Origin of the sequence: Serratia sp. PL17, assembly GCF_017832355.1 — a bacterium.
Lineage (GTDB): Bacteria > Pseudomonadota > Gammaproteobacteria > Enterobacterales > Enterobacteriaceae > Serratia.
The window spans coordinates 84,286-107,901 of the sequence record NZ_JAFIBY010000004.1 but is presented as its reverse complement, the minus strand read 5'-3'; the positions used below and the strand labels follow the sequence as shown (position 1 = coordinate 107,901).

At 52.4% G+C, this 23,616-nt stretch carries 18 protein-coding genes; 10 read left to right on the top strand and 8 right to left on the bottom strand.

Annotated features, from left to right (window positions below; genetic code table 11):
• Positions 1 to 18 precede the first annotated feature (18 nt).
• From JOE25_RS14675 to nagB, 4 genes are all read right to left on the bottom strand, one after another.
• Positions 19 to 771 (bottom strand): HAD-IIA family hydrolase, encoded by a 753-nt coding sequence (locus tag JOE25_RS14675; protein ID WP_209636339.1) that lies wholly within the window; start codon positions 769 to 771, stop codon positions 19 to 21.
• A gap of 67 nt (positions 772 to 838) precedes the next feature.
• Positions 839 to 2,059, bottom strand: coding sequence for an N-acetylglucosamine repressor (locus tag JOE25_RS14670; protein ID WP_209636337.1), 1,221 nt, complete (start codon positions 2,057 to 2,059; stop codon positions 839 to 841).
• 149 nt (positions 2,060 to 2,208) lie between these two features.
• On the bottom strand, positions 2,209 to 3,348 hold the full coding sequence (nagA, locus tag JOE25_RS14665) for an N-acetylglucosamine-6-phosphate deacetylase (RefSeq protein ID WP_209636335.1): 1,140 nt from the start codon (positions 3,346 to 3,348) through the stop codon (positions 2,209 to 2,211).
• A gap of 18 nt (positions 3,349 to 3,366) precedes the next feature.
• Positions 3,367 to 4,167 carry a glucosamine-6-phosphate deaminase gene (gene nagB / locus JOE25_RS14660; protein WP_012005664.1) on the bottom strand — a complete coding sequence of 267 codons (801 nt, stop codon included), beginning with the start codon at positions 4,165 to 4,167 and terminating at the stop codon, positions 3,367 to 3,369.
• A 334-nt stretch (positions 4,168 to 4,501) separates the two neighbouring features.
• On the opposite strand from nagB, the gene nagE reads away from it, so the two are divergent.
• From nagE to JOE25_RS14620, 8 genes are all read left to right on the top strand, one after another.
• The gene (gene nagE, locus JOE25_RS14655; protein WP_209636332.1) at positions 4,502 to 6,448 is read left to right on the top strand and encodes a PTS N-acetyl glucosamine transporter subunit IIABC; all 1,947 of its coding nucleotides are present in this window, start codon (positions 4,502 to 4,504) and stop codon (positions 6,446 to 6,448) included.
• Between the two features lie 252 nt (positions 6,449 to 6,700).
• A complete protein-coding gene (gene glnS / locus JOE25_RS14650; protein ID WP_209636330.1) occupies positions 6,701 to 8,365 on the top strand; it encodes a glutamine--tRNA ligase in 1,665 nt (554 codons plus the stop codon).
• 570 nt (positions 8,366 to 8,935) lie between these two features.
• The gene (locus JOE25_RS14645) at positions 8,936 to 10,339 is read left to right on the top strand and encodes an OprD family outer membrane porin (RefSeq protein ID WP_209636329.1); all 1,404 of its coding nucleotides are present in this window, start codon (positions 8,936 to 8,938) and stop codon (positions 10,337 to 10,339) included.
• Positions 10,340 to 10,555: 216 nt separating this feature from the next.
• Positions 10,556 to 10,882: a ChiQ/YbfN family lipoprotein gene (gene chiQ / locus JOE25_RS14640; protein ID WP_209636327.1), complete on the top strand. Its 327-nt coding sequence runs from the start codon at positions 10,556 to 10,558 to the stop codon at positions 10,880 to 10,882.
• Positions 10,883 to 10,896: 14 nt separating this feature from the next.
• Positions 10,897 to 13,554: a beta-N-acetylhexosaminidase gene (locus JOE25_RS14635; protein WP_209636325.1), complete on the top strand. Its 2,658-nt coding sequence runs from the start codon at positions 10,897 to 10,899 to the stop codon at positions 13,552 to 13,554.
• A 76-nt stretch (positions 13,555 to 13,630) separates the two neighbouring features.
• On the top strand, positions 13,631 to 14,776 hold the full coding sequence (locus JOE25_RS14630; protein ID WP_209636322.1) for an MFS transporter: 1,146 nt from the start codon (positions 13,631 to 13,633) through the stop codon (positions 14,774 to 14,776).
• Positions 14,777 to 14,825: 49 nt separating this feature from the next.
• A complete protein-coding gene (galE, locus tag JOE25_RS14625; RefSeq protein WP_209636319.1) occupies positions 14,826 to 15,863 on the top strand; it encodes a UDP-glucose 4-epimerase GalE in 1,038 nt (345 codons plus the stop codon).
• Positions 15,853 to 17,814, top strand: coding sequence for a glycosyltransferase (locus JOE25_RS14620; protein WP_209636318.1), 1,962 nt, complete (start codon positions 15,853 to 15,855; stop codon positions 17,812 to 17,814). The genes galE and JOE25_RS14620 overlap by 11 nt, the downstream gene beginning before the upstream one ends.
• Before the next feature lie 206 nt (positions 17,815 to 18,020).
• On the opposite strand, the gene fur is transcribed toward JOE25_RS14620, so the two are convergent.
• The 4 genes from fur to ybfF form a co-directional block, all read right to left on the bottom strand.
• Positions 18,021 to 18,467, bottom strand: a complete 447-nt coding sequence (gene fur, locus JOE25_RS14615) for a ferric iron uptake transcriptional regulator (protein WP_020825646.1) — start codon at positions 18,465 to 18,467, stop codon at positions 18,021 to 18,023.
• A 320-nt stretch (positions 18,468 to 18,787) separates the two neighbouring features.
• Entirely contained in the window at positions 18,788 to 19,327 is a 540-nt protein-coding gene (fldA, locus tag JOE25_RS14610; RefSeq protein ID WP_209636316.1) for a flavodoxin FldA, read from the bottom strand.
• 228 nt (positions 19,328 to 19,555) lie between these two features.
• On the bottom strand, positions 19,556 to 19,843 hold the full coding sequence (ybfE, locus tag JOE25_RS14605) for a LexA regulated protein (protein WP_012005675.1): 288 nt from the start codon (positions 19,841 to 19,843) through the stop codon (positions 19,556 to 19,558).
• Positions 19,844 to 20,134: 291 nt separating this feature from the next.
• Positions 20,135 to 20,908 (bottom strand): esterase, encoded by a 774-nt coding sequence (ybfF, locus tag JOE25_RS14600; protein ID WP_209636314.1) that lies wholly within the window; start codon positions 20,906 to 20,908, stop codon positions 20,135 to 20,137.
• 281 nt (positions 20,909 to 21,189) lie between these two features.
• On the opposite strand from ybfF, the gene seqA reads away from it, so the two are divergent.
• On the top strand, positions 21,190 to 21,729 hold the full coding sequence (gene seqA, locus JOE25_RS14595) for a replication initiation negative regulator SeqA (RefSeq protein ID WP_209636312.1): 540 nt from the start codon (positions 21,190 to 21,192) through the stop codon (positions 21,727 to 21,729).
• 77 nt (positions 21,730 to 21,806) lie between these two features.
• Positions 21,807 to 23,450, top strand: coding sequence for a phosphoglucomutase (alpha-D-glucose-1,6-bisphosphate-dependent) (gene pgm / locus JOE25_RS14590; protein WP_209636310.1), 1,644 nt, complete (start codon positions 21,807 to 21,809; stop codon positions 23,448 to 23,450).
• Positions 23,451 to 23,616: the final 166 nt, after the last annotated feature.

The following is a 23,616-nucleotide window of genomic DNA, read 5'->3' as shown; positions in this document are numbered from 1 at the left end:
CAATGGCCACCTTAGGCATTAGAAAATATTGATATCCGCAACGGAAGGGAAGATGTAGCTCGGGCGGAATGGCATGGTTTCGACATCGTTCAGCGTCGAAACGCCAGACAGGACCAAGACGGTTTCCAGACCGGCCTGGAAGCCCGCCAGGATATCGGTGCGTAGGTTGTCGCCAACAATCACCGTTTCTTCCGAATGCCCCTGCATTTTATTCAGCGCGGCGCGGATAATCCACGGGCTTGGCTTACCCACGTAAAAGGGTTTGCGCCCGGTGATCTTTTCAATTGGGGCACAGAGTGCGCCGCAAGCCGGTGTAAAACCATGGCCATGGCTGTCCGGGTTGGTGGCAATGAAGCGGGCGCCATTGTTCACGAAGTAGGCGGCTTTGTGCATCATGTCCCAGTTATAAGAGCGAGTTTCACCGACGATCACAAAGTCCGGATTGATATCGGTAATGGTGAAGCCAGCTTTATACAGTTCGTGGATCAGGGCACCTTCACCGACCACGTAGGCCTTTTTGCCTTCTTGGCGGCGCAGAAAATCGGCGGTGGCCATGGCTGAGGTATAAAACGCGCTTTCCGGCACTTCAAGCCCGGCGGCGGAGAAGCGGTTCGCCAGATCCTGCGCGGTTTGTGACGGATAGTTAGTCAGAACGACCAGCGGCATGCCCTGTTCCTGAATACGCGCCAGGAAAAGATCGGCACCGGGAACCGGCGTGTTGTCATGTAGCAGCACGCCGTCGATATCACATATAACGTTTTTGATTGTCATTGTTGCTGTTTCTCATGATTTGCGGCAGGCAAAACGCGAAGATAGCACACCTGCCCGAGGCGGCGGATCAGCTTTCCAGCAATCGCTGCAATAGCACGCCGTTGAGCATCGCCCGTTTGGCCAGGGCGAAAGCGCCGATTGCCGAGCGATGATTAAGTTCGGAGGTGACTACCGGCAGGTTCTTGCGGAAGTCCTTCAGCACCTGAGTATTGATGCAGCTTTGGATTGCCGGCAACAGCACTTTTTCCGCTTCGGTGATTTCACCGGCGATCACCACTTTCTGCGGATTAAACAGATTGATGGCAATAGCCACGGCTTTCCCGAGATAACGACCCACGTGCTCAATCACTTCGCTGGCCAGCAGATCGCCGCGGTTAGCGGCTTTGCAAATGGCGGCGATGCTACAGTCGTCGAGCGTCAGTTTGCTTGGGTAGCCCTGAGTCAGCAATTGACGAACGCGGTGTTCAATCGCGGCGTTGGCGGCAACGGTTTCCAGGCAACCGAAGTTACCACAGTGGCAGCGCTCGCCCAGCGGATCGATTTGAATGTGACCAATTTCACCGACGTTGCCGTTGTTACCCAGGAAGATCTGGCCATTAACGATAATGCCAGCACCGGTACCCCGGTGCAGACGCACCAAAATAGAGTCTTCGCAGTCGCGGGTGGCACCAAAATAATGCTCAGCTAATGCCAGACTACGAATGTCATGGCCGACAAAGCTGGTGACATTAAAACGTTGTTGTAGGTTGTCGACCAGCGCCCAGTTATTGACGCTGATGTGCGGCATATAGCGCACCACGCCTAGCGCGGGGTCAACCAGACCGGGCAGGATGACGGCAATGGCGATTAACTCGCGCAGCTTGCGTTGATAGCTTTCGATAAACTGTGAAATGGCAGTGAACAGCGCATTTTCCAGTGTCTCCTGGGTACGCTCCGGCAGTGGGTAGTGCTCTTCACCGAGCGATTTACCGCTCATGTCGTACAGCGTGATGGTGGCATCGTGACGACCCAGGCGCACCGCCACGGTATGGAAATGCCGGGTTTCGGAGACAATGGAAATGGCGCGGCGGCCGCCGGTAGAGGCTTGCTGATCGACTTCTTTGATCAGCCCGCGCTCCAACAGCTGGCGAGTAATTTTAGTGACGCTGGCGGGCGCTAGCTGGCTCAGTTCGGCTATTTGAATGCGCGAGATCGGACCTTGTTGGTCGATCAGACGGTAAACCGCCGCGCCGTTGAGTTGCTTGACTAAGTCAACATTCCCTATCTGTGCTTGTCCGCCAGTACTCATCAATAATTTTACTCTCTGTCTACCCTTCATACTTCAAGTCACAGGGGGGCTGCCTTTACTCACTTAAATCACATACCCGCGTATGTTCATTGAGGTTCGTTCAGTTGCCGCCTACCTGCGACTCGAATTATTTTGGGTACATATGTTAGTTAAACCTCGTTACCGTTAACGAGCGTTTTGGTGATCTTAAAATCACGGGTAAATGCGGTCAGGTTCGCCACCTTACCGGCTTCGATCGTGCCTAAACGGTGATCCACGCCGATGGCACGCGCTGGATACAGCGTTGCCATACGCAGCGCTTCGTCCAACGCGATACCGACGTGTTCAACGCTGTTCTTCAAGGCGTCGATCATGGTCAGCGCAGAACCGCTCAGGGTGCCGTTTTCGTCCACGCACAGCCCATCGCGATAGTATATTGTTTTACCGGCGAAAATAAATTGGTCAATATCGGCCCCCGCCGGGGCGGTGGCGTCGGTGACCAGCACCAATTTATCACCTTTCATGCGTTTGGCGTTACGGATACTCGCCCAAGCGACATGATGACCGTCGGCGATAATGCCGGTATAGACTTCTGGCGTGTCGAAGATTGCCCCCATCAGCCCCGGTTCACGCCCGGTAATATACGGCATGGCGTTATACAGGTGAGTGGCGAAAGTGATACCGGCAGCAAATCCGGTGCGGGCCTGCTCGTACGTCGCATTCGAGTGACCGGCGGACACGACAATGCCGGCGGCGGTCAGCTGCTTGATAAAGTGCGGTTCTACCATTTCCGGCGCCAGCGTGACCTTGGTGATCACATCGGCATTAGCACACAGATAGTCGATCATCTCGCTGGTCGGCTTGCGGATGAACGCGGGGTTGTGGGTGCCTTTTTTCAGCGGGCTAAGGTACGGCCCTTCCAGATGCAGGCCAAGTGCCTGATTCGGGTGTTTTTTCAGATAAGCGCGCATCACATCGATGCTGTGCTTCATAAATTCGTCGCTGCTGGTGATCAGCGTTGGCAGATAGCTGGTGCAGCCGGATTTTTCGTTGGCACGCTGCATGATTTCCAGCGTCTCTTCCGAAATGGCGTCCAGCGAGTCGTTAAATTGCACGCCGCCGCAGCCGTTAAGCTGCACGTCAATCAAACCGGGGGCCAGGATAGCGCCACCCAGATCGCGCGTTTCGATGCCGGCCGGCAGCTCAGCCAGCGGGCAGACTCGTTCAATCAGCCCATCAGCGATAATAACTGCGTGGTCGTCAAGTACGTCGTGGCCGGTGAAAATACGGCCGTGGGTTAAAGCGAACATCGTAGCCCCCTGCAAGAATTAAAGACTCTTAACGCTTTCCGCTTCTAATTCGCGGAAATATTTAACGGTTTTGACTTTCAGTTCCATGGTGGATGGCTCATCGCACACCACAACCGCTTTGGCATGCAATTGCAGGCAGCTGATGGTCCACATATGGTTGATATTGCCTTCCACAGCGGCTTCCAGAGCTTGTGCCTTGGCATGGCCGGTCACCAGAATCATCACTTCTTCTGCGTCGAGCAGCGTACCGACACCCACGGTCAGTGCAAACTTCGGCACCAGGCTGACATCGCCGCCGAAGAAGCGGGAGTTGGCGATACGGGTATCTTCAGTCAGCGTTTTGATGCGAGTACGTGATGCCAGGGATGAAGCCGGCTCGTTAAACGCGATATGACCGTCAATGCCGACGCCGCCCATGAACAGATTGATTTTGCCGTAGGATTTGATTTTTGCTTCGTACTGGCGGCACTCGGCGTCAACATCCGGTGCATTACCATTCAGCAAGTTGATATTTTCACTTGGTATATCAACGTGATCAAAGAAATTACGGTACATGAAGGTATGATAGCTCTCCGGGTGTTCCTGCGGCAGGCCAACGTATTCATCCATGTTGAAAGTCACCACATGCTTAAAGCTTACTTCACCTGCTTTGTGCATCGCAATCAGATGTTTGTACGCTTCCAGCGGAGTACCGCCGGTTGGCAGGCCGAGCACAAACGGACGCTCCGCAGTAGGCTTGAATGCGTTGATGCGCTGGACGATATGGCGGGCGGCCCATTTGCCGACTTGTGCAGTATCTTTCAGTGGGATAAGTCTCATCTAACACCTCTTGGGGTAAGTAAACTAAAGCTATACTGGTTCGAGCCTGTGCAAGAGTCCTAAGCGTAACCCAGCTTTATGATTCTCGCGTGAAGCGTCAGGCTTGATGATTTTTTTAATGATAAAATAAGTTTTGTGTGATGGCTAGCAATGTGGCAGGTAAAGACTGCTTTTTGGTGATATAAATCACAAAAAAGGAGGTTTTAATTTGCGATACGAAATAATTTTTTTACACTCCACTTGTTGTCGCTCGTCCAGAGTTAATCGCAGTGTGTGATGGCGCTTGCGTAAAATATGATAAAGCCCATAAAAGGGCATTAGGGGGAATATTAAGGTGAACATACTCGGCTTTTTCCAAAGATTGGGCAGGTCGTTGCAACTGCCAATCGCAGTACTGCCCGTTGCGGCGCTTTTGCTACGCTTCGGCCAGCCTGATTTACTCAATATTTCGTTCATCGCACAGGCCGGTGGATCAATCTTCGATAACCTGGCGTTGATCTTTGCTATCGGTGTGGCGGCAACCTGGTCGAAAGACAATGCCGGCTCAGCTGCACTGGCGGGCGCGGTGGGTTACTTCATCCTGACCAAGGCGATGGTCACCATTAACCCAGCAATCAACATGGGTGTGTTGGCAGGTATCATTACCGGCCTGGTGGGTGGTGCTGTCTATAACCGCTGGTCCGGCATCAAACTGCCAGAGTTCCTTTCCTTCTTCGGCGGTAAGCGTTTCGTCCCAATCGCTACCGGCTTTTTCTGTTTAATCCTTGCAGCCATCTTTGGTTATATTTGGCCACCGGTTCAGAATGCTATCCACGCAGGCGGTGAATGGATTGTTTCCATGGGCGCGATCGGTTCCGGTATCTTCGGTTTCGTTAACCGTCTGCTGATCCCAACCGGTTTGCATCAGGTATTGAACACCATCGCCTGGTTCCAGATTGGTGAATTCACCAATGCCGCAGGCACTATCTTCCACGGCGACATCAACCGCTTCTACGCGGGTGACGGCACCGCCGGGATGTTCATGTCCGGCTTCTTCCCAATCATGATGTTTGGTCTGCCGGGTGCGGCATTGGCCATGTATTTCGCGGCACCTAAAGAGCGTCGCCCAATGGTCGGCGGTATGCTGCTGTCCGTTGCACTGACCGCATTCCTGACCGGTGTGACCGAGCCACTTGAATTCCTGTTCATGTTCCTGGCTCCGCTGCTGTATTTAGTCCACGCTATTTTGACCGGTATCAGCCTGTTTGTTGCTACCTTGCTGGGCATCCATGCCGGGTTCTCCTTCTCTGCCGGCGCGATCGACTACGTGTTGATGTACAACCTGCCAGCGGCCAGTAAGAACGTCTGGATGCTGATTGTGATGGGTCTGGTTGCCTTCGCGGTGTACTTCGTCCTGTTCTCTATCATTATCCGTGCGTTCAACTTGAAAACCCCTGGGCGTGAAGATGCGTCTGACGATGTCGTCGCTCCTGAAGCCAACAGCAACACGGATGAAGGCCTGCGCGCACTGTCTCGCAGCTACATTGGTGCCATCGGGGGGTCTGACAACCTGACCGGCATTGATGCCTGTATCACCCGTTTACGTCTGACCGTTAAAGATTCTTCAAAAGTACTCGATGCAAGCTGTAAGCGCCTGGGGGCTTCAGGCGTCGTGAAACTGAACAAGCAAACCGTTCAGGTTATCGTGGGCTCTAAAGCTGAAGCCATTGCTGATGGTATGCGTGCAGTCATCGCTACCGGCCCGGTTCCTGCGGCAGAAGTCGCACCGGCTGCCGGTGTGAATGTCGCAAAATCACAGGCTGTGCCTAATGCACCTAAAGTGGCCTTTGAGTCGCTGGTGGCGCCGGTAACAGGTGACGTGGTGGCGTTGGATCAGGTTCCTGATGAAGCCTTTGCCAGCAAAGCCGTAGGCGACGGCGTAGCGATTCGCCCGACCGACAAAACCGTAGTGGCACCGGCTGATGGCACCATCGTGAAAATCTTCAACACCAATCATGCATTCTGTCTGGAAACAGACAAAGGTGCGGAGATTGTGGTGCACATGGGTATCGACACCGTTGCACTGAACGGTCAAGGCTTCAAACGTCTGGTTGAAGAGGGTGCTGAGGTGAAAGCCGGTCAGCCAATCCTTGAATTGGATCTGGAATTCCTGAACGCCAATGCCCGTTCGATGATCAGTCCTGTCGTGGTCAGTAACTCTGACGATTACGCAGGTCTGACGGCGCTGGCAACCGGCTCTGTCGTGGCTGGCCAGACCAAGCTGTTTGAGATCCAAAAATAAACTGTTTTACCTGAGTAGTGCCCGGGGTGTTTAACGAGTCATGACGGAAGGCACCCTACCTTTGGCGGGAAGAGAGCAATCTCTTCCCGCTTTTTTATGGGTGGCGAAGAAAGAAGAGGCCACAGAAAGGGGGGCAGCGATCCATTGTGGTGCAATGCTCCGCATTTTTCGTGAAACAAACGGTTGTTTCCGGGCGTGGCTTGTTGGAACATAGGCGGTTATGTGTAGCGCTTTGCATTGAGGAATAGTGAAATGAGTGAGGCTGAAGCCCGCCCAACCAATTTTATCCGTCAGATCATTGATGAAGATCTGGCGTCAGGGAAACACGCGTCTGTTCATACCCGTTTCCCACCAGAGCCAAATGGCTATCTGCATATTGGCCATGCTAAATCCATCTGCCTGAACTTTGGCATCGCCCAAGATTATCAAGGCCAGTGCAACCTGCGTTTCGATGATACTAACCCGGTAAAAGAAGACATCGAGTTCGTTGAGTCGATCAAACACGATGTAGAGTGGTTGGGCTTTGAGTGGAGCGGTAACGTCCGTTACTCCTCAGATTACTTCGATCAACTGCACCATTATGCGGTGGAACTGATCGGTAAAGGCTTGGCTTATGTCGATGAACTGTCGCCTGAACAGATCCGTGAATATCGCGGTAGCCTGACCGCGCCGGGTAAAGACAGCCCATACCGTGACCGCAGCATAGAAGAGAACCTGGCGCTGTTTGAGAAAATGCGCAACGGCGAGTTCGCCGAAGGTGCCGCTTGCCTGCGCGCTAAAATTGATATGGCATCCTCGTTTATCGTGATGCGCGATCCCGTGCTGTACCGTATCAAATTTGCTGAGCATCACCAGACTGGCAACAAATGGTGCATCTATCCGATGTACGATTTCACCCACTGCATTTCCGATGCGCTGGAAGGGATCACCCATTCACTGTGTACGCTGGAGTTCCAGGACAACCGCCGTCTGTATGACTGGGTGCTGGATAACATCACCATCCCTTGTCATCCGCGTCAATACGAGTTCTCGCGTCTGAATCTTGAGTACGCCATCATGTCGAAGCGCAAGCTGAATCAGTTGGTGACCGAGAATATCGTTGAAGGCTGGGATGACCCGCGTATGCCGACCGTTTCTGGCCTGCGTCGCCGTGGCTATACTGCCGCATCAATTCGCGAGTTCTGCCAGCGTATCGGCGTGACCAAGCAGGATAACAACGTCGAAATGATGGCGCTTGAGGCCTGTATTCGTGAAGATCTGAACGAGAACGCGCCGCGTGCGATGGCCGTGCTGGATCCGGTGAAGGTCGTTATCGAGAATTTGACGACCGGTGTGGAAATGGTGACGATGCCTAACCACCCGAATAAGCCGGAAATGGGCAGCCGTGAAGTGCCGTTCAGCCGTGAGATTTATATTGATCGCGCTGACTTCCGTGAAGAAGCCAACAAACAGTACAAGCGTCTGGTACTGGGTAAAGAAGTGCGTCTGCGTAATGCATACGTGATCAAGGCGGAACGCGTTGAGAAAGACGCTGAGGGTGAGATTACCACCATCTTCTGCAGCTATGACCCCGATACGTTGAGCAAGGATCCTGCCGATGGCCGCAAGGTGAAAGGTGTGATCCACTGGGTTTCCGTTGAGCACGCATTGCCAGCTGAAATCCGCCTGTATGATCGTTTGTTCAATGTGCCGAATCCAGCTGCAGCAGAGGACTTCCTGACCACGATCAACCCTGAGTCGTTGGTTATCAAGCGTGGCTTCGTAGAGCCAAGCCTGGCAGCAGCACAGCCTGAAAAAGCCTATCAGTTCGAGCGTGAAGGTTATTTCTGTGCTGACAACCGCGACTCTTCGGCCGAGCACCTGGTGTTCAACCGCACTGTTGGCCTGCGTGATACCTGGGCTAAAATTGACGCCTGAGTTCTGAAGCGGTATTAACGCGAAAAGCGCAACTTGAGTTGCGCTTTTTTTATGCCTGTCGCTGCCGCTTAGCCCCAGCAGGGCATTTTATTTTCTCAATCTTATTTATCTGCCCGGCATATCAGTAATTTCTTGATAAAAATCATTAGTAATATAACATTGTCTTATATATTCGCGATGCGAATTAATGTCATTTAGAGAGCGCTCTCACATTTTTTCTCCTGACTGACTTTTTTGATTAAGCTGAAACCATTAATCGTCTCTGGTTGACCTGATATCCTTTTTTATTCTGATTTAATTGAATTTTTTATTCGACAGCCTCTTTGCATAGCTACGTAACAAAATCTCATCGATATGTGCTCTTTGTCATACTTTGACAAATCTCTCTCATAATTCATTTGATAATTCGCGTCGCGAAAAATAGTCTAGCTGTAGCAATAAGTGCTGTGGGGTTTGAGCTCTGCCAGCATTATTTTTTACCCGGTTGGGTTTTTTATTAGCAGTCGTGCAGGGCAGTGGTGAACACGGGCGGCTGCAACTTTTAAAGTTAAGTCAAAGAGGAATTTCATTATGGGTACGCACGGTGCTCAGCGTAAAACGCTGGCGCTCGCAGTAGCGGGTGCGCTGTTGGGAACAGGGTTTGCCATGGCCCCTGAGGCGAAAGCCGCAGGGTTTGTCGATGATTCCACGATGACCGGCGGTGTGTATTACTGGCAACGTGAACGCGACCGTAAAGATCTCAATCCGACCAGTGACGATTACAATAAATACACCACTAACCTGTCACATTCGACGGCCAACCTGAGCCTGGATTTCGCTTCGGGCTATGCCTGGGACATGTTTGGTCTGGACGTAGGCGCCTTTACCGCCATTGAGCTCGCTGAGTCCAGTGCCAGCGGCCACCCGAACGAAATTGCGTTCTCTTCCAAAAACCGTACCTATGATGAAGATTACAGCGGCGATAAAGGCGGTATCAGCCTGTATAAAGCTGCAGGTAAATTCAAGTATGGCCCCGTCTGGGCACGTGCCGGTTATATCCAGCCAACCGGCCAAACTTTGCTGGCGCCACACTGGAGCTTTATGCCGGGCACCTATCAAGGGGCTGAGGCCGGTGCCAAATTTGACTACGGTGATGCAGGGGCATTGAGTTTCTCCTACATGTGGACCAATAAATACAAAGCGCCATGGCATATCGAAATGGACGACTTCCGCCAGAACGATAAAAAAACGGGCGTCTCCTACCTTCATTCGCTTGGTGCGAAGTATGACTTTAAAAACGACTTTGTACTGGAAGCGGCATTCGGTCAGGCCCAGGGCTATGTAAACCAGTACTTCACCAAAGCCTCTTATAAATTCGATCTGGTAGGCAACCCGTTGACGACCAGCTATCAGTTCTACGGTACGGAAGACCGCATTAGCGACAAGAATGATCCTAACAGCATCTATGACGGGTTAGCCTGGTTGCAGGCGCTGACTTTTGGCTACACCACAGGGCAGTTTAATTGGCGCCTGGAAGGCACCATGGTCAAGGCCGAAGGCAATCAGGGTTACTTCCTGCAGCGTATGACTCCAACTTACGCTTCGTCCAACGGGCGTCTCGACGTGTGGTGGGATAACCGTTCTGACTTCAACGCCAACGGCGAAAAAGCGGTTTACGCCGGCGTGATGTATGACCTGAGCAACTGGAACCTGCCGGGGATGGCGGTTGGCGGTTCTTATGTTTATGCCTGGGATGCGAAGCCGAGTACCAACCCAATGTACGATCAGAGCCAGCGTTTGAAAGAAAGCGCCTGGAGCCTGGACGCGATGTACACCATTCAGGACGGTCGTGCCAAAGGCACCCTGCTGAAACTGCACTACACCCAATATGACAACCACACCAACATCCCAAGCTGGGGTGGCGGCTACGGCAACATCTTCCAGGACGAGAAAGACGTCAAGTTCATGGTTATCGCACCATTCACCATTTTCTAAAACATAGCCTATGGCCTTCAAGTTACGGCTAGGCGGCCAGCTGGCTCCTCCCCTGGCAAGGTAGGGGCGCTGCATGCAGCGCCCGTATTCATCGGGACGAATATATTCGTCCCCTAGGGTAACGGGTAAGCGAGTGCCGATAACAACGCTGCGGCTTGAAAGATGACGGGTATATTCCCGGCGGCAGCGCCGGGGACACTTAACGGGAATAACACGATGAAAAAAATCATGTTGATGTTGGCCGCAACTGTCGCGCTGAGTGCGTGTGTACAGCCAGCTGCACCGCCGGAAGACGCCAAATTGAAACAGGCCTACAGTGCCTGTATTAACACTGCCGAAGGGTCGCCAGAAAGGCTACAGCCCTGTAAGGCCGTGCTGAACGTATTGAAACAAGAGAAGCAGCATCAGCAGTTTGCCGAGCAGGAAACGGTGCGGGTGATGGATTATCAGAACTGCATTCAGGCGGTTCATAGCGGCAACGGCCAGGCTTATGACGCACAGTGCGGGAAAATTTGGAAAGAGATCCACGATAACAATAATTAAGGATGATGCTAAAGATGAACAAATTCAAATTGAGTGCGGTTGCTGCATTGACGGCAACCGTAGGGTTATTTGGCAGCGTGGGGAACGCGATGGCCAATCAGCAATTGGTGGATCAACTTAGCCAGTTGAAACTGAATTTGAAAATGGTCGATAACCGCGCCGCAGACAGTGGCCTGGATTGCGGCAAACTGGGCGCCGATTGGGCAGCATGCAATAAGGTCCTAATCAGTCTGACCAACGATAATCAGGAAATTACAGGCCACGACTGGGCGATTTACTTCCACAGTGCCCGCCAGACAATGCGGGTGGACAACGATCAATTCAAAATATCTCACCTGACGGGCGATCTGTATAAGCTGGAGCCCACCGATAAATTTACCGGCTTCCCTGCGGGTAAAACGGTTGATATCCCGATTATTGCAGAATACTGGCAGTTGTTTAAAACAGACTTTGTGCCGCGCTGGTATGCCACTTCAGGCGATGCCAAGCCAAAAATCCTGATCAATACCGACACCGAAGATCTGAGTCAGTTTGTGGCGCCCTTTACCGGCGACCAGTGGAAGCGCACCAAAGATGACAATAACATCTTGATGACGCCAGCCTCCCGTTTCACAAAAAATGCCGAGCTGAAAACCTTGCCGGCAGCGTCACTACGCGGTCAGATCGTGCCCACGCCGCTGCATGTGAAAGTACATTCACAGGATGCCGATCTGAGTAACGGCGTAGCGCTGGAATTAAGCGCATTGTCCAAACCGGCCGCAGACGCGGCAACCCAACGTTTTGCTTTATTGGGAATAACCGATAACGCGAGTGGCTATCCGATCAAGACCGATATCCAGCCTGGCAAATTCAACGGTGAGTTGGCGGTGTCGGGTGCCTATGCGTTGAGCATTGGCAACAAGGGAGCACAGGTTATCGGTTTCGATCAGGCCGGGGTTTTCTATGGTCTGCAATCTATACTGTCGCTGATTCCTGCCGACGGTAGCGCCAAAATTGCCACGCTGGAGGTTAAAGATGCTCCACGCTTCCAGTATCGCGGTATCTTCCTGGACGTCGCACGTAACTTCCATCAAAAAGAGGCCGTTTTGCGTCTGCTTGACCAGATGGCGGCTTACAAACTCAATAAATTCCATTTCCACCTGAGTGATGACGAAGGTTGGCGTATTGCCATCCCAGGGTTGCCGGAATTGACGGAAGTCGGGGGGCAGCGCTGCCATGACTTGAGTGAAACCACCTGCTTGTTACCACAATACGGCCAAGGCCCTGACGTCTACGGTGGGTTCTTCTCCCGTCAGGATTATATCGACATTATCAAGTACGCTCAGGCGCGCAAGATTGAAGTGATCCCAGAGATCGATATGCCGGCGCATGCTCGTGCAGCTGTGGTCTCAATGGAAGCACGTTATAAAAAACTGCATGCCGCAGGTAAAGAGCAAGAGGCCAACGAATTCCGCCTGGTGGATCCGACCGATACCTCCAATACCACCTCGGTGCAGTACTTCAACCGTCAAAGCTACCTCAACCCTTGCCTGGACTCGTCCAAGCGCTTTGTCGATAAGGTGATTGGCGAGATTGCCCAAATGCACAAAGAGGCGGGGCAGCCGCTGAGCACTTGGCACTTTGGCGGTGACGAGGCGAAAAACATTCGTTTAGGTGCTGGGTATACCGATGTTGCCAAGCCGGAGGCGGGTAAAGGCATCATTGATCAGCGTAAAGAAGACAAACCTTGGGCGAAGTCCCAGGTGTGCCAAATGATGATCAAAGACGGTAAAGTCGCGGATATGGAACACCTACCAAGCTACTTTGGCGTCGAAGTTAGCCAACTGGTGAAGGCACATGGCATCGACAGAATGCAGGCTTGGCAGGATGGTCTGAAAGATGCGAAGAATGCCAAGGCATTCGCTACTGAACGCGTCGGGGTGAATTTCTGGGATACTTTGTATTGGGGCGGTTTTGATAGTGCCAATGACTGGGCCAATAAAGGCTACGAAGTGATCCTGTCTAACCCGGATTACGTTTACATGGATTTCCCGTATGAGGTGAATCCGGACGAGCGTGGCTATTACTGGGGTACCCGTTTCAGCGACGAACAGAAAATGTTCAGCTTTGCGCCGAATAACTTGCCGCAAAATGCGGAAACCTCGGTTGACCGTGATGGCAATCATTTCACCGCCAAGAGCGACAAACCTTGGCCGGGCGCTTACGGTATTTCAGCCCAGATGTGGAGTGAAACCCAGCGCACCGACGATGAAATGGAATACATGATATTCCCTCGTTCGCTTTCGGTGGCAGAGCGCGCATGGCACCGCGCAAGTTGGGAGCAAGATTACCGGGCGGGCCGGGAGTATAAAGGCGGTGAAACCCACTTTGTCGACACGAAGAAACTGGATCGTGATTGGCTGCGCTTCGCCAACCTCCTTGGTCAGCGAGAACTGGCAAAACTGGACAAAGGTGGCGTGAGTTATCGGCTGCCGGTGCCGGGCGCTCGCGTAGTGGGGGGCATGCTGGAGGCCAATATTTCTCTGCCGGGTCTGGGCATTGAGTATTCCACGGATGGTGGCAAGCAATGGCAGCGGTACGATGCCAACGCCAAGCCGCGTGTTGGCGGTGAGGTGCTTATCCGCGCGATAAGCCCGGACGGGAAGCGCTACAGCCGTGCCGAGAAAGTGTAATTTTTGAGCCACGGCCCGTCTGTTCGCAGGCGGGCCGTTATTGATCCTCAATAGCAGCGACCGACGGTAATCAGAGATGAATTCGATACGGCTGACCTTTATGGTCGTTGCTTTTTTTTCCGGGATTGCCGGGGCACTGCAAATACCGACCCTGAGTCTGTTCCTCACGACCGAGGTGCAGGTCACGTCTTTATGGGTCGGTTTTTTTTATGCGGTTAACGCTGGCGTTGGCATTATTGTCAGTTTTTTACTGGCGAAAAAATCAGACCGCCAACGGGATCGGCGCAACCTGATTTTAATCTGTTATTTATTGGCGGCGGGGAACTGTCTGTTATTTGCATTTAATCGTAATTATTTAACGCTAATAACGGTGGGCGTGCTGTTAACGGCCATCGCCAATACGGCGATACCGCAATTATTTGCTCTTGCGCGTGAGTATGGCGAGCGCTCATCGCAAAACGTTGCGATGTTCAGCGCGGTCATGCGCGCCCAACTTTCTCTTGCCTGGGTCTTTGGCCCCCCATTGGCGTTTATGCTGGTGGTGAATTATGGCTTCACTGCCATGTTTATTTTTGCCGCGGGGATATTTCTGTTAGTCACTCTGTTGGCTTGGCGGATATTGCCCGAGGTGGCGCGTGTCATCATCAATAGCCACGTCGCAACGCAGCAAAAAACGGTCTTTGATAAAGACGTTAGCCTGCTGTTTTTTGCCTCGGTATTGATGTGGACCTGCAGCGCCATGTATCTGATTGATGTTCCGCTGTATATCAGTGCCGAACTGGGTTTGCCGCAGCGTTTGACCGGCTGGATGATGGGCGTTGCCGCTGCGATAGAAATCCCGATCATGATCCTGGCAGGGCGTTACGTGAACTGGGTGGGCAAACGCCTGATGATGTTGACTGCGATGGTGGCTGGCATGTTGTTTTATGCCGGCATGCTGTGGTTTACCTCTCCCGTTGGCTTGCTGGTCTTGCAGGTCTTTAATGCGATATTTATCGGTATTGGGGCCACCATCGGCATGCTCTACTTCCAGGATTTGATGCCGGAACGGGCGGGGATGGCCACCACGTTGTTCACCAACAGTATTTCAACCGGCGTGATCCTGGCCGGAATATTACAAGGGATCCTGACCGAGTACGGGCCACATTCCTCCGTTTATCTGTTAGCCATATTACTGCTTTTTATTGCTTTACCTGTCGGTTTTAAAACCCGGGAAGTGTAGGTGGTTTCTGAGTGAGTCGTTTATTTTTAAACACAAACAAGGATATATGATGGCTATATTGGTGACGGGCGGCGCCGGTTATATCGGCTCGCATACGGTGTTGGCGCTGTTGGAAAGGGGGGAGAACGTCGTTGTATTAGACAACCTGTCCAACAGTTCGTCAGAGTCTCTGTTTCGCGTAGAAAGGCTGACGGGGAAAAAAGTCATTTTCTATCAGGGTGATATTCAGCAATATCACCTATTGGATCACATCTTCCGTCAGCATGATATTCATGCTGTTATTCATCTTGCCGGTTTGAAATCTGTCAGAGAATCAACCGAGCAGCCACTGAAATATTATCAAAATAATATTTCTGGCTCATTGATCGTACTGGACAGAATGCGCCATGCGGGCATTAATCAGTTTATTTTCAGCTCTTCGGCCACCGTTTACGGACCTGCGGAATATACTCCGCTGACGGAAAATTGCCGTGTTGGGCAGACCACAAATCCTTATGGCACTTCCAAGCTGATTGTTGAGCAGATCCTGGCAGAGTTTGCCACCACTGCGCCACAGATGGCGATCACCGCATTGCGTTATTTTAATCCCGCCGGGGCGCATGAGTCTGGCTTGATTGGTGAAGATCCCGCCGGCATTCCCAATAATCTTCTGGCGTATCTGGCACAGGTGGCTATTGGCAAACTCGCGGTGTTGCCCGTGTATGGCAACGACTACCCGACCAGCGATGGAACTGGTGTACGTGATTATATCCACGTTATGGATCTGGCTGAAGGGCATTTGAAAGCGCTGGATAACCTGCAGCCAGGTTTTAACGTCTATAACCTGGGCACGGGCAAGGGTTACTCGGTACTGGAAATTATTCAGGCGTTCGAACGTGCCTGTGGATTCAAGATCGCCTACCAATTTAATCCCCGACGTGCGGGTGACATCGCCGAGTGTTGGTCCGATCCGTCGTTGGCTGCGGAAAAGCTGGGTTGGCAAGCCAAGCGCAGCCTGGAAAAAATGGTATGTGATGCCTGGTCTTGGCAGAGCAAAAATCCGCAGGGTTATGGTCCATTAATAAGGATGGCTGCCGATGGCGCTTAACAACGGGCATTTTGGCGCCCTGCAGGATGATCTGTTTCGGGCTGAATATGAGGCGCGGCTAAGCGATTTGAAGTTTGAATTCGTGAAGTGCCAACGTCAGGCTACGCCAGCGGCAAAGGCGCGTTATCAACGTGGGGTGAATCAACTACGGGAATGGCTGTCTGCGCAGGGGCATTTATTTGATGCCGCACGCTGTTCTTCACTGTTTTGCGTGCCCACGCGGCCACTTGCCGCAGGGGAACAATTGCTGCACCGCATTTGGTTGGGCGGAGCCATTCCTGACGACGCGCGAGAAGTTATCTCTCAGTGGGGGGATGCACAACAAGCGGTGAGTCGTGGCGAGGCTCGTGACTGGGTCGGCATGTTATGGGTTTGGGATGCAAAGCAGCTGGCAAAGGATGCCTGTTTCATTGCCTCACCCCAAACGCATGGCGGCCAGTTGGGTGAGTACGATGCCGGTAACCATCGCCTGCAGGTGCATTCGTTGAGTGAACTGGCGCAAAGAAGAGTCGGTAATAGTTTGGGGTTTATCCATCAGCTCCATGATAAACGCTATTACGCCACACTGTCCGACTACTTCCGCTTTTTGATTTTGATTGAGATGGGGGGCTTGTATATGGATATCGACACACTTCCCCACCGAGCGGCGACACTGTTTCTGATCAAGCCTGAGGTTCCGGACTATCTTCAGTTCCTGCCCGGAGGTGAAGTTAGCCACGTCAGTTGGTTGAATTTGTTCCTCGACGAAACGGGAATGATCATCAGCCGTAAGGGAGATATGGCGCTGTGCAGGATGTTAGCTGGGCTCGATCAAATTTATGCGGGGGAAAGCAGTGAGGTACCGGAAAGAAATCCGATTTATGAACGGAAGCTGTTCGATCCTTTTTACCAATTGTGGAGTCGCCATATTGAACGTACTTTCCTCAGCCACGATCGTTTTTGCCAGATGCATGGTGTTTTGTATGACGCAACCCCACAGGCGGTGACCTGCGGTATTCGCGGTATGCGGCTGCTGGAAGATGTGATCACCAATGAGCGGCTACCGTTGTCGCAAGAAGAAGAGCAGAGCTACCGGCAATGTGTTAGCAGGTTGGAAAATCTGGATTGGCAGCTTGAGCAGCCGCTGGATTTGGCACGCTATGCGGAAATATTTACCGTTGATGAAGTACCTCGCATGGCCTATCCGGCGCAGATTCGGTCCGACATCGATCATTACCACTACTATTCGGTGCTTTCTCATGATCAGCGGCTTGATCGGGTAAACCAGCTTTTTGGGGAGTACCTGATTGCCGACAACCGGCGGCAGATAGCGGCAGGGAATTACTGGTGTTCTGCCCAGGGCGAGGGGGAGGCTGTGCCGCCTGAACCGCGGGGATCGTTGCATTTCATGGCGGGACGGCAGGTGGGTGAAGCGGATAAGACCCGCATGGCAAAGCTGATTTTTAGCACGAGCTACCTGGAATACTGTTCTGTTGGCAATCGTGCTGGGCTGGATCTGGTGTCTTTGCAGCAGGCGCAAAATATCGAGCCTTACCTGGATCTGATCACCGTGGCTTACGATCGGCGCGGAGAGTTTATCGGTTTTTTCAATGCGGCGACCGTCAGTGAACTGTATGCCATAGACGCGGACTACCTTTATCGCGATGAAATGAAACCTCTTGATGAGGCTTACGACAGCTTTGTGCAAAGCCACTGTGTCGCTGACGATTATTTTGTCTGTAGCTTGGCGATTGAGAGCCAATTTCGGGGGCTGGGGTATTTTAACCAAATGTTTGCCTTGATTCAGCTACAGGCGGATCAACGCCAGGCGAAAAACATCGCGCTGTGCGTCTGGCAAAGTAGTGATGCCTGCAAAATGTATTTGAACAAGGGGTTCCGTATTCGTGGTGTGTTCGACCAAGCCAAGGCCATGTTTTTTGATCGGCTGCTCTTTCTTGAATATGCATTGTAACGAGTTTACTCATCCGCGTGTCGGCGGGGGAGTTGACGTTGAAGTGGGTGTAAGTGGGAAGTGAGAAGTACCGTGGAGAAGTGCCGCTGCAATTGTTGTCATTTAGCTATGATCTTTCCCCGGGCCTGTCCGGGGATTTTTTTATCTATTTGCTTCAGGCATAAAAAAACCGCCGTTAAGGCGGTTCTCAATGCCGGTTAAGGACATTATTTTTTGTCGTGCAGAGTGTCGTCTTCGCGGCAGTCACCCGTTTCACAGTGGCCGTACAGGTACAGGCTGTGGTTGGTGAGCTTGATGCCGTGTTGTTTGGCGATATCACGCTGACGCACTTCGATAGATTCATCGCTGAATTCGATCACTTTGCCACAATCCAGGCAAATCAGGTGGTCGTGATGATGTTGCTGGGTCAGTTCGAACACGGACTTGCCGCCTTCGAAGTTGTGACGAGTCACAATGCCTGCATCATCAAATTGGTTCAGTACGCGGTAAACCGTAGCCAGGCCAATTTCTTCGCCCATATCTATCAGTTTTTTGTACAGATCTTCCGCACTGACGTGATGGCATTCCGGATTTTGCAGTACTTCCAGGATTTTGAGTCGCGGAAGCGTGACTTTTAAGCCGGCCTTCTTCAATGCGGTGTTGTTGTCAGTCATGCGGATTCAGTCCTGTTACTATGCTAATCAAGTTGAGGCGTTCTCGCCTGTGGCATCGGTCGGCACAAAGTGTTAATTGCGTCTCATTATAGAACCGGTTGGCCTAAATAGAAACCGCCGGTTGTTAACAAAGATATAATTGCACTATTGCATGTTGCACACGCAACGTCTTGATGGATGGGATAAACCGATATCTCAGTCTACCTTGACGATGTGAGAAGTTACAAATGTGTATCTTCTATTGCAGTAATCCGTACTGCCGATGACGGCCCTGCCGGCAACACTATGCACTTTGCAGGGCTTTTGTTCAACCTTTGGCGTTACCCGACGATCTCGGCCAGGCTCAACTCTTCGACGATTTGTTTTACCCAACCTTCGACACGTTCATTGGTCAGTTCTGGCTGGCGATCTTCGTCAATGGCGAGACCGATGAAGTGGCTGTCACTCGCCAGGCCTTTTGACGCTTCGAAGTGGTAACCTTTGGTTGGCCAGTGGCCTACAATGGCGGCGCCACGTGGTTCAATGATGTCGCGGATAGTCCCCATCGCATCACAGAAATATTCTGCATAGTCTTCTTGGTCGCCACAGCCAAACAGCGCAACCAGCTTGCCGTTGAAGTCGATCTCTTCCAGCGTTGGGAAGAAGTCATCCCAGTCACACTGGGCTTCGCCGTAGTACCATGTCGGGATACCGAGCAACAGAATATCGAAACCTTCCAGGTCTTCTTTGCTGCTTTTGGCGATGTCGTGAATTTCGCAAACATCGTCGCCAAACTGTTGCTTAAGAATTTTCTGGATCATCTTGGCAATGTTTTCGGTATTGCCAGTGTCGCTGCCAAAGAAAATGCCTACATTAGCCATATCGCGTATAACCTTTAAATTCAATAAATTGCATTACACGATGTTAGCGCTGACCACGATAACACCGATTAAAATGATGCCATAGCAAGGGAAACCCTTACCGGTAATTGCGTATCATGCCAGAAATTTACCCCGGGGTTTTATCACGTTTATGCGATACCGGGTGGAATAAAACGATGTTGATCGGGCGTCATCCTTAACGCCGCGCCGCACGTGCGGCTGCAATGATCAATGTTCTGGCTGGTCGTCTGCCAGTTGTGCCAACAGCATTTGCTCAATAAGCTCGCTGCGACTGATATTACGCTGTTCCGCCAATTTGTTCAGGGCGTCCACCGCATCCGCGTTGATCTTCAGTTCCACACGCCGTAAGCCACGGACTTTATCGCGTCGAAGCTGATTACGCTTATTGATTCTAAGCTGTTCATCTCTGGATAGCGGGTTGGTTTTCGGGCGCCCCGGACGGCGTTCATCTGCGAACAGATCCAGCGTCGTGCGATCCGTTTGTTCTTTTGCCATAGGTAGCGGTACTGCAAGGGAGTTTGCATCAAAAAGCGCGTAAACGCTTCTGGATGGTTCGGTTAACACACTTCGGGCCAATAAACCCTAACCCAAATTCACCCCCAGCCTGGCGCTATTGAACACGCTTAGCACGGCGGCAAAATTATAGCGCGCCATATTACCCCAGCAGATGGAGCGACGACAATGTTTAACTGAGCCGAAAACGCGCTAAGCCGTTATCTTTAGCGCGTTTTTTCACCAGATGGCCGTTTTAGGGAGGATTACTTCTCTGACAAGGGGGCAATTGGCTCAGGCTTCGCCGAGAAAACGATGAATGGCACGTAACACGGCTTCTGGTTTTTCTGCATGAACCCAGTGCCCAGTGCCTGCAACCACGTGTGCACGTGCCTGTGGGAATTGACGGGCGATATCGGCGCGGTAGCTATCTTGTACATAGGGCGACAGCCCACCACGAATGAACAGCGTCGGGTGCGGCCAGGCGGGGACTTCCTGCCAGCCGGTGATATTTTCATATTGATCGATCAGCGCCGGCAGGTTGAAACGCCATTGGCCCTGATGGAATGACTTCAACAAGAACTGGATCACACCTTCTTCATCCAGATAGCTGCGCATCAACTCCGCAGCCTGTTGGCGCTGCGTGATGCCGGCTGCGCTGACGGCTTGTAACGCGGCAAAAATTTCGTCGTGGCGGCGAACGTGATAGTCCACCGGTGCAACGTCAATAATGATCAGTTTCTCCACTCGCTCTGGCGCGATGGCCGTCAGTGCCATCGCCGCTTTACCGCCCATTGAATGGCCGATAACAATGACCTTCTCCAGATGCAAATCATCCAGCAACGCCAGCAGATCCTGGGCCATTTCCGGGTAGGTCATTACCGCTGAGCGTGGCGACAGGCCGTGGTTACGCAAATCGACTTTAATCACGCTGTGCCGTTGGTTCAGGTCGCGCGCCAGGACGCCCAGATTGTCCAGATTGCCGAATAGCCCGTGGATCAGCATGACCGGCAACGCTGCGGACTCGGTTGCCAGCAATTGATAATGTAATTTCATGGTGAAGTTCATACTGAGAGAGATTCAGATTAGGTTATCATGATTAAAACACCGGATGAACATACCCGTTGCCGTGCTGCCGCTTGAAATCCATGGGGTATAACGCGGATTTTTCATGGTAAGGTGCGGGTTTGGCAACGTGGATGCTGGGCGGACTCTAGGTAATAGTCTGCTTTTGCCCTGTCGGGGCACATTGTTATGTTCGCTCCCGCGCTTTTAACCTTATAATCCCATGGCTTGAATGCAGGATCTGGCTTCAGGTTCTAAGTAGAAAAAAACAGTACTGGATAAAGATGAAAACTATTGAAGTCGACGAAGAGCTTTACCGTTATATTGCCAGCCACACGCAACATATTGGTGAGAGCGCGTCCGATATTTTGCGCCGTATGTTGAAATTTACCGCCGGTCAGCCCTTGCGCGCTGCGCCAGCTGCCAGCGCACAGAGCGCCGAGCAGGACAAAATTGTTGCTGCTCCGCGACCGCGCGATCGCGTGCGTGCCGTGCGCGAACTGCTGTTGTCGGATGAGTATGCCGAGCAGAGCAAAGCGGTGAATCGTTTTATGCTGGTACTATCCACCCTGTATACCCTCGATGCGGCCGGTTTTGCCACCGCAACTGAAGCGTTGCACGGCCGTACCCGCACCTATTTTGCAGGCGATCAGCAAACCCTGTTGGCGAATGGAACGCACACCAAGCCGAAGCACGTTCCGGGCACGCCTTATTGGGTGATCACCAATACCAATACCGGTCGCAAACGCAGCATGGTGGAGCACATCATGCAGGCTATGCAGTTCCCAGCGGAACTGACAGATAAAGTTTGCGGCACTATCTAATTTAGCGAACAGCCCGTCATGGTGGCCGTGAGCGACATATTGCCAGGCCGCTGGACAGGGATTAGGGAGATATGTCGATGGCGAATAACCCACGTGCCGGGCAGCCGGCTCAGCAAAGCGATTTGATCAACGTAGCCCAGCTGACGTCGCAGTACTATGTACTGCAACCGGAAGCGGGCAACGCCGCACATGCGGTGAAGTTCGGGACCTCAGGCCATCGTGGCAGCGCTCAGCGCCACAGCTTCAATGAAGCCCATATTCTCGCTATCGCGCAGGCGATTGCCGAAGTACGCCACCAGCAAGGGGTTACCGGCCCATGCTACGTGGGCAAAGACACCCATGCATTGTCAGAGCCAGCCTTCATTTCTGTGTTGGAAGTGCTGACCGCCAACGGCGTGGATGTGATCGTGCAGGAAAATAACGGTTTCACACCGACGCCTGCGGTATCTCACGCCATCTTATGCCACAACCGCAACGGCGGAGCATTGGCTGACGGTATTGTGATTACCCCATCCCATAATCCACCTGAAGACGGCGGCATCAAGTATAACCCGACCAACGGTGGCCCGGCCGATACCAACCTGACTTCTGTGATTGAAAAACGTGCCAATGAACTGCTGTCTGTGCAGTTGAAAGGCGTACAGCGTCAGTCGCTGGATAAAGCCTGGAACAGCGGTCATGTACAGGCTCAGGATCTGGTGCAGCCCTATGTTGAAGGTTTGGTGGACGTGGTCGATATGCCTGCCATTCAGCGTGCCGGTCTGAAGCTGGGTGTTGATCCGCTCGGGGGTTCTGGCATTGCCTACTGGCAGCGCATTGCAGAGCACTACAAGCTGGATCTGACGCTGGTGAATGATTCTATCGATCAGACCTTCCGCTTTATGCACTTGGATCACGACGGCGTGATCCGCATGGACTGTTCGTCGGTTCCGGCGATGGGTGGCCTGCTGGCGCTGCGTGACAAGTTCGATCTGGCGTTCGCCAATGACCCGGACTATGACCGCCACGGCATTGTTACACCGGCGGGCCTGATGAACCCGAACCATTATCTGGCGGTGGCTATCAACTATCTGTTCCAGCATCGTCCACAGTGGGGCGCTGATGTGGCAGTGGGTAAGACGCTGGTTTCCAGCGCGATGATTGACCGCGTAGTGGCAGATTTGGGCCGTAAACTGGTCGAAGTGCCGGTGGGCTTCAAATGGTTTGTCGACGGTCTGTTCGACGGTAGCCTGGGCTTTGGTGGTGAAGAGAGTGCAGGGGCATCGTTCCTGCGTTTCAACGGCACACCTTGGTCGACCGACAAAGACGGCATCATCATGTGCCTGTTGGCCGCTGAAATCACTGCGGTGACTGGCGAAAATCCTCAGCATCACTACGATGATTTGGCCAAGCGCTTTGGTGCACCGAGCTACAACCGCATCCAGGCACCGGCAACCTCAGCGCAAAAAGCCGCGTTGTCCAAGCTGTCGCCAGACATGGTCAAGGCCGATACTCTGGCGGGTGACCCTATCACTGCACGCCTGACGGCAGCGCCGGGTAATGGTGCACCGATTGGTGGTTTGAAAGTGATGACAGACAACGGTTGGTTCGCAGCACGTCCTTCCGGTACTGAAGATGCCTACAAGATTTACTGTGAGAGCTTCCTGGGTGCCGAACATCGCGAAAAGATCGAGCATGAAGCCGTCGATATCGTGAGTGCAGTACTGGCATCCGCTAAGTAATCTTTCTTTGTCTGATAAAAAGCGCTGTTTTTACAGCGCTTTTTTTATGCCCGGAGTTTAGATATATCTTTTTCATGAACACCGCTTGCGCATTTCGATATATCGATCTAGATTAGATATATCGAAGTTGTTTAGATATATCTAAATGACCTCGTCAGCGTACTAT